At 62.1% G+C, this 7,192-nt stretch carries 9 protein-coding genes and 1 pseudogene; 5 read left to right on the top strand and 5 right to left on the bottom strand.

Features of this window, described 5'->3' with window-relative positions; all coding sequences use genetic code 11:
* Positions 1–201 precede the first annotated feature (201 nt).
* From ACOTX7_RS23515 to ACOTX7_RS23500, 4 genes are read left to right on the top strand one after another with little or no spacing between them, the layout of a single operon-like run.
* A complete protein-coding gene (locus tag ACOTX7_RS23515; RefSeq protein WP_010791757.1) occupies positions 202–1,884 on the top strand; it encodes a Mu transposase C-terminal domain-containing protein in 1,683 nt (560 codons plus the stop codon).
* Positions 1,885–1,886: 2 nt separating this feature from the next.
* Positions 1,887–2,795 (top strand): TniB family NTP-binding protein, encoded by a 909-nt coding sequence (locus tag ACOTX7_RS23510; protein WP_000393453.1) that lies wholly within the window; start codon positions 1,887–1,889, stop codon positions 2,793–2,795.
* Complete coding sequence (locus tag ACOTX7_RS23505) at positions 2,792–4,009, top strand: TniQ family protein (protein ID WP_011405615.1); 1,218 nt, start codon at positions 2,792–2,794, stop codon at positions 4,007–4,009. The genes ACOTX7_RS23510 and ACOTX7_RS23505 overlap by 4 nt, the downstream gene beginning before the upstream one ends.
* A gap of 60 nt (positions 4,010–4,069) precedes the next feature.
* Positions 4,070–4,684: a recombinase family protein gene (locus ACOTX7_RS23500; RefSeq protein ID WP_010981357.1), complete on the top strand. Its 615-nt coding sequence runs from the start codon at positions 4,070–4,072 to the stop codon at positions 4,682–4,684.
* Between the two features lie 38 nt (positions 4,685–4,722).
* Here the strand turns inward: ACOTX7_RS23500 and ACOTX7_RS23495 are convergent, their stop codons facing one another.
* From ACOTX7_RS23495 to ACOTX7_RS23475, 5 genes and pseudogenes are all read right to left on the bottom strand, one after another.
* Complete coding sequence (locus ACOTX7_RS23495; protein WP_010981356.1) at positions 4,723–5,043, bottom strand: DUF3330 domain-containing protein; 321 nt, start codon at positions 5,041–5,043, stop codon at positions 4,723–4,725.
* 15 nt (positions 5,044–5,058) lie between these two features.
* The gene (gene merE / locus ACOTX7_RS23490) at positions 5,059–5,295 is read right to left on the bottom strand and encodes a broad-spectrum mercury transporter MerE (protein ID WP_085013665.1); all 237 of its coding nucleotides are present in this window, start codon (positions 5,293–5,295) and stop codon (positions 5,059–5,061) included.
* Complete coding sequence (merD, locus tag ACOTX7_RS23485; protein ID WP_031942307.1) at positions 5,292–5,657, bottom strand: mercury resistance co-regulator MerD; 366 nt, start codon at positions 5,655–5,657, stop codon at positions 5,292–5,294. Before merD ends, merE begins: the two co-directional genes overlap by 4 nt.
* A 111-nt stretch (positions 5,658–5,768) precedes the next feature.
* Positions 5,769–6,407: an organomercurial lyase MerB gene (merB, locus tag ACOTX7_RS23480; protein WP_000761850.1), complete on the bottom strand. Its 639-nt coding sequence runs from the start codon at positions 6,405–6,407 to the stop codon at positions 5,769–5,771.
* Positions 6,408–6,421: 14 nt separating this feature from the next.
* Positions 6,422–6,634, bottom strand: a pseudogene (locus ACOTX7_RS23475) (mercuric reductase); the annotation flags it as partial.
* A gap of 70 nt (positions 6,635–6,704) precedes the next feature.
* Between ACOTX7_RS23475 and ACOTX7_RS23470 the strand changes: the two are divergent.
* The gene (locus ACOTX7_RS23470; protein ID WP_010981353.1) at positions 6,705–7,139 is read left to right on the top strand and encodes a mercury resistance transcriptional regulator MerR; all 435 of its coding nucleotides are present in this window, start codon (positions 6,705–6,707) and stop codon (positions 7,137–7,139) included.
* Positions 7,140–7,192: the final 53 nt, after the last annotated feature.

Here is a 7,192-nt window from a genome sequence, read left to right as displayed (position 1 = left end):
TATGGAAAGAGTTTTTACCCAGATCGATACCAATGAGCGCAATGTTTTCCATGATAGTTGTCATTTTCAGAAGACGACTGCACCAATTGACGGGGCGTAACGCCAGATGTGCAGGCGACTCCTGACAACGCAATATCAGAAGTCATCTGCACCAATCTCGACTATGCTCAATACTCGTGTGCACCAAAGCGAGGTGTGAGCATGGCGTCAGACACATCATTGATTGCCGAGCAAGGCGTGGCCACCCTGCCCGATGCGGCTTGGGCGCAGGCCCGGCAACGGGCGGAAATCATCGGGCCGCTGGCAGCGCTTGATGTGGTCGGGCATGAAGCCGCCGATGCCGCTGCTCACGCGCTTGGCCTGTCCAGGCGGCAGGTGTATGTCCTAATCCGCCGTGCCCGGCAAGGTGCTGGGCTTGTGACGGACCTGGCTCGCAGCCGATCCGGCGGCGGAAAAGGCAAGGGACGCTTGCCGGAATCAGTTGAGCGCATCATCCGCGAGTTGCTGCAAAAGCGCTTCCTGACCAAGCAGAAGCGTAGCCTGGCAGCGTTCCACCGCGAGGTCGCGCAGGCTTGCAAAGCGCAAAAGCTGCGGGCGCCGGCGCGCAACACCGTGGCTCTGCGGATCGCCGGCCTCGATCCGCTCAAGGCCACTCGCCGCCGGGAAGGTCAGGATGCGTCCCGCAGCCTGCAAGGTGTCGGTGGTGAGCCTCCCGCCGTGACCGCGCCACTGGAACAAGTGCAGATTGATCACACGGTCATCGACCTGATCGTGGTGGACGAGCGCGACCGGCAACCGATTGGCCGTCCGTATCTGACCATCGCCATCGACGTGTTTACCCGCTGCGTGCTCGGCATGGTCGTCACGCTGGAAGCGCCGTCATCTGTTTCGGTCGGCCTGTGCCTTGTGCATGTCGCCTGCGACAAGCGTCCCTGGCTGGAGGGTCTGAACATAGAAATGGAGTGGCCGATGAGCGGCAAGCCCAGGCTGCTCTACCTGGACAACGCGGCCGAGTTCAAGAGCGAAGCGCTACGCCGAGGCTGCGAGCAGCATGGCATCCGGCTTGACTATCGCCCGCTCGGGCAGCCGCACTACGGCGGCATCGTGGAACGGATCATCGGCACGGCGATGCAGATGATCCACGACGAATTGCCAGGGACGACCTTCTCCAACCCTGACCAGCGCGGCGACTACGATTCCGAAAACAAGGCCGCCCTGACGCTGCGTGAGCTGGAGCGCTGGCTCACATTGGCGGTCGGCACCTACCACGGCTCCGTGCACAACGGCCTGCTCCAGCCGCCGGCAGCGCGCTGGGCCGAAGCTATCGCGCGGACCGGCGTGCCAACCGTCATCACTCGCACCACGGCTTTTCTGGTCGATTTTCTGCCCATCATCCGCCGCACGCTGACCCGCACCGGCTTCGTCATCGACCACATCCATTACTACGCCGATGCGCTCAAGCCGTGGATAGCTCGGCGCGACCGCTTGCCTGCGTTCCTGATCCGGCGCGACCCGCGCGACATCAGCCGCATTTGGGTGCTGGAGCCGGAGGGGCAGCACTATCTGGAAATTCCATACCGCACCTTGTCGCACCCGGCTGTCACCCTCTGGGAACAACGACAGGCGCTGGCGAAATTGCGGCAGCAAGGGCGCGAACAGGTGGATGAGTCGGCGCTGTTTCGCATGATCGGCCAGATGCGCGAAATCGTGTCCACCGCGCAGAAAGCTACGCGCAAGGCGCGGCGCGACGCGGATCGACGCCAGCATCTCAAGGCAACGGCAGTTCTTTTCAAAACCACGCCACCACCGGACGCGGACATGGCTGACCCGCAGGCAGACAACCAGCCACCTGCCAAACCGTTCGACCAGATTGAGGAGTGGTAGCCGTGGAAGAATATCCCATCATCGACTTGTCCCACCTGATGCCGGTGGCCCAGGGCTTGGCCCGTCTTCCGGCGGACGAACGCATCCATCGCCTTCGCGCTGACCGCTGGATCGGCTATCCGCGAGCAGTCGAGGCGCTGAATCGGCTGGAAGCCCTGTATGCGTGGCCGAACAAACAACGCATGCCCAACCTGCTGTTGGTCGGTCCAACCAACAACGGCAAGTCGATGATCGTCGAGAAATTCCGCCGCACCCACCCGGCCAGCTCCGACGCCGACCAGGAGCACATTCCGGTACTGGTCGTGCAGATGCCATCCGAACCGTCGGTAATCCGCTTCTACGTCGCGCTACTTGCCGCGATGGGCGCGCCATTGCGCCCGCGCCCACGGCTGCCGGAAATGGAGCAATTGGCGCTGGCACTGCTACGCAAGGTCGGCGTGCGCATGCTGGTGATCGACGAATTGCACAACGTCCTGGCCGGCAACAGCGTCAACCGCCGGGAATTCCTCAACCTGCTGCGTTTCCTCGGCAACGAGCTGCGCATCCCGCTGGTCGGGGTCGGCACACGCGATGCCTACTTGGCGATCCGCTCGGACGACCAGTTGGAAAACCGCTTCGAGCCGATGATGCTGCCGGTGTGGGAGGCCAACGACGATTGCTGCTCACTGCTGGCCAGCTTCGCGGCTTCGCTCCCGCTGCGGCGACCCTCGTCGATTGCCACGCTGGATATGGCCCGCTACCTGCTCACGCGCAGCGAGGGCACCATCGGCGAGCTGGCGCACCTGTTGATGGCGGCGGCCGTCGCTGCCGTGGAGAGCGGTGAGGAAGCGATCAACCATCGCACGCTCAGCATGGCCGATTACACCGGTCCCAGCGAGCGGCGGCGGCAATTCGAGCGGGAACTGATGTGAAGCCAGCGCCACACTGGCCACTGCATCCGGCTCCCAGGGAAGGCGAAGCCTTGTCTTCGTGGCTCAACCGCGTGGCCCTTTGCTATCACATGGAGGTGTCCGAGCTGCTGGAGCACGATCTTGGTCACGGCCAGGTTGATGACCTGGACACCGCGCCACCACTGGCGCTGCTGGCGATGCTCTCCCAGCGGAGCGGCATCGAGCCGGACCGGCTGCGTTGCATGAGTTTCGCCGGCTGGGTGCCTTGGCTACTGGACAGCCTTGATGATCAGATTCCAGATGCATTGGAAACCTATGCGTTCCAGCTCTCGGTGCTGCTGCCGAAACTCCGCCGTAGGACGCGATCCATCACGAGCTGGCGTGCCTGGCTGCCCAGCCAGCCGATACATCGCGCCTGCCCGCTCTGTCTGAACGATCCGGAGAACCAAGCCGTACTGCTCGCGTGGAAGCTGCCCCTGATGCTGAGCTGCCCACTGCATGGCTGCTGGCTGGAATCCTATTGGGGCGTGCCAGGGCGGTTTCTCGGCTGGGAGAACGCCGACGCCGAACCGCGCACTGCCAGCGACGCGATTGCGGCGATGGACCAGCGTACCTGGCAGGCACTGACGACCGGCCACGTGGAGTTGCCGCGCCGACGCATCCACGCCGGATTGTGGTTTAGGCTGCTACGCACGCTGCTCGATGAGCTGAACACCCCGCTTTCGACGTGCGGCACCTACGCGGGGTATCTCCGCCAAATCTGGGAATGCTGCGGGCATCCGCTGCGTGCTGGGCAAAGTCTGTGGCGACCGTATGAAACCCTGAACCCGGCAGTACGGTTGCAGATGCTGGAGGCGGCGGCAACGGCAATCAGCTTGATTGAGGTGAGGGATATAAGCCCGCCAGGCGAGCACGCAAAGCTATTCTGGTCCGAGCCCCAAACCGGGTTCACCAGTGGCCTGCCGGCGAAAGCGCCGAAGCCCGAACCCGTCGATCACTGGCAGCGTGCAATCCAGGCCATTGATGAGGCCATCATTGAAGCACGACACAACCCCGAGACGGCACGCTCGCTGTTCGCGTTGGCTTCCTATGGTCGGCGCGACCCCGCTTCCTTGGAACAGTTGCGCGCCACCTTCGCGAAGGAAGGCATCCCCCCGGAATTTCTGTCACATTATGAGCCTAGCCTACCCTTTGCATGCCTTAGACAGAATGACGGGTTAAGTGACAAATTTTGACGTGCAGAGCTTCCCGATGCAAACTGTCACATAATCGAACGTATATGTGACAGGTACAAGATGCTGATTGGCTACATGCGAGTATCGAAGGCGGATGGCTCCCAGGCGACGGACTTGCAGCGCGATGCGCTGGTCGCGGCCGGTGTTGATCCGGCGCATCTCTATGAAGACCAAGCGTCCGGAAAACGCGAGGATCGTCCCGGTCTGGCGAGCTGTCTGAAGGCACTACGGCCAGGCGACACGTTGGTCGTTTGGAAACTGGATCGGCTCGGGCGCGACCTGCGCCATCTGATCAATACCGTCCATGACCTGACCGGACGCGGCATCGGCCTCAAGGTGCTGACCGGGCACGGCGCGGCCATTGACACCACGACCGCCGCCGGCAAGCTGGTCTTCGGTATCTTCGCCGCGCTGGCCGAGTTCGAGCGCGAGTTGATCGCCGAGCGCACCGTGGCGGGCCTGGCCTCAGCACGGGCACGCGGCCGGAAAGGCGGCCGGCCGTTCAAGATGACCGCCGCCAAGCTGCGGCTGGCGATGGCGGCAATGGGGCAGTCAGAGACCAAGGTCGGCGACCTGTGCCAGGAACTTGGCATCACGCGGCAGACCCTGTATCGGCATATTTCACCCAAGGGCGAGCTACGTCCAGATGGCGAGAAGCTACTCAGCCGAATTTGATGCCGACATGAGGCGACGTAGCGAAAGCGTGGTTTGTCTCAATTTGACGGCGGCGAACCGCAAGCGTTCGGTTCGCCGCTCGTTTCGGTCGCAGTGCTGGCCCGCGCCTGGAAACGTTGATAACACTCCAGCCCGCAGAAGTGCTCGACGTACTCCGCGCCTTCCGGTGTGAAGGCGGCATCGAGCGGAATTTCCTTGCAGCACACGCAGCAACTGGTGGCGGTCGGATCATTTGCATTCATGGTGGCACCCCTCCATTGACTGACGAAGACGGCGAATGCCGCCGCCGGCATCGGCTTTGCGAACAGAAAGCCTTGCCCGCGCTCGAACGCTTGGGCCCTCCGCCGTAGTCCATCCATCCGGCCGGGAAGCGCTCATGATCTTTCCCTGAATGCCCGCAACGCCCGCGCCAGTGACAGAAGAAACAGGTCGGTCAAACCGAGCGCCGTGATGACCCAATACTCGACAAGGAATGCACCGGCGGTTGTGCCGGCCAGCACGGCAGCGAGGATGGACAGGTGGCAGGGGCAAGTCAGCACGGCCAGCGTGCCCCACAGGTAGCCGGTGAACGGTTTGTGCGTCTCGGCCGGCATGCGCTCGGGGCTGTTCATGGCAAACTCTCCGCATGCTGTGCCGGCGCGGTCGGCATGGCGGCCAACTGCACTTCCAGATTGGCCAACGCTTCGCGCCGGCGTTCGACGAACTGACGCAGCACAGCAAGCTGCGCGGCAGTTTCATCGCAGTTCGCCGCATCCAGCGCCCGGCACAGCCGCGCCAATGCGCCGAGGCCGATGCCCGCCTCGAAGGCGGCCCACACGAAGCACAGTCGCTGCAAGGCGGCGTCATCGAACAGGCCGTAGCCACCCGTGGTGCAGGCGACTGGCCGCAGCAATCCGCGCAGCAGGTAGTCGCGCACGATATGCACGCTCACCCCGGCATCAAGGGCCAGCCGGGACACCGTGTAGGCGTTCATCGAACACCTCCTTTTGGTCGGTTCACGGCAATGCATATACCGTTTCGCCGAGTTCAATCCGCGCGCTGCGAATCCGATGCCGGTGCCGTAGAACATTGGGTCGATATCCGATCACGGTGTCCTAGATGACATGGTCTGCAACAGATGTCGATTAAACTCCTGGCCCAAGCCGAAAGCCTCGTGGACACTGACGATCGCCAATCCTTCCAATCCTTGATGCTTGGAGGCCCAGTCTTCCGCCGTCGGGACAGATGCAAAGAAATGTACATGGCAACAGAAGGACTGACGAACGTCGGCTGCTTCCTGCGGCAATACCAAGGACACCGCCATGCCGGCAGGTTCGACAGCCTGTATCTCGCTGGGTGAAACCGTGAGTGAAACGGGTGCTCCGGTTGCAGCGCAATGCGATGAGACGCGAGCTGTACGGCCGATCAGCGCCGGAAATATCAAGGTGTCCAGCGCGCACCAGGCATACAGACGGCGGTCGTCAATTTCAAAGACATACGAAGTCTCGCGCAAGGTGAGGCCGTAGCCGATGATGTTCCCATCTTTGTCATATTCGGTACTGGTGGCCTGTTCGAGTACGGCGGCCACTCGCTCAGCGGGCCAGTCGAGAATCCCGGCAAGTGTCGTTCGTGAAACCGGACGCCCCTTGGCGAGTTCCCGCAGTAGCGGGACCAAGAGATCCGCAGTACCATTGGTACGATTGACCGAAGTGAGACGTTCTAAAATATATGGGGCGAGCTTCATGGTTCCATCTCCTTTCATCCTGCGCAGCAGGACAATTGTTTGACATCCTTGGTGAAGGTCTGCGCCGCGAGCTTCAGCCCCTCGACCATCGTCAGGTAGGGGAACAACTGGTCAGCCAGTTCCTGTACGGTCATGCGGTTACGGATCGCGAGCACCGCCGTCTGGATCAGCTCGCCCGCTTCCGGGGCCACTGCCTGTACCCCAATGAGTCGTCCGCTACCTTCCTCGGCTTGTCCTTTCGAATTTGAATTGGATAGCGTAACCTTACTTCCGTACTCATGTACGGAGTCAAGCGGTATGGAAAATAATTTGGAGAACCTGACCATTGGCGTTTTTGCCAAGGCAGCCGGCGTCAACGTGGAGACCATCCGGTTCTATCAGCGCAAGGGCTTGTTGCCCGAGCCGGACAAGCCCTATGGCAGCATTCGCCGCTATGGCGCGGCGGACGTGACACGGGTGCGATTCGTGAAATCGGCCCAGCGGTTGGGCTTCAGCCTGGATGAAATCGCCGAGTTGCTGCGGCTCGACGATGGCACCCACTGCGAGGAGGCCAGCAGCCTGGCCGAGCACAAGCTCCAAGACGTGCGCGAGAAGATGGCCGATTTGGCGCGCATGGAGGCTGTGCTGTCTGACCTGGTGTGCGCCTGCCATTCGCGGCAGGGGAATGTTTCGTGTCCGCTGATTGCGTCGTTGCAAGGTGGAACGAGCTTGGCAGGGGCTTCCACAGCTTAGCGTGCTTTATTTAATGAGATGGTCACTCCCTCCTTCCCAGTACTATGCTGAGG

The sequence above is a fragment of the Enterobacter cloacae complex sp. IR5418 genome, assembly GCF_049238105.1.
In the GTDB taxonomy this organism is placed as follows: domain Bacteria; phylum Pseudomonadota; class Gammaproteobacteria; order Enterobacterales; family Enterobacteriaceae; genus Enterobacter; species Enterobacter hormaechei.
The sequence above is the reverse complement of the archived record's forward strand: the minus strand, read 5'-3'. Positions and strand labels throughout refer to the sequence as shown.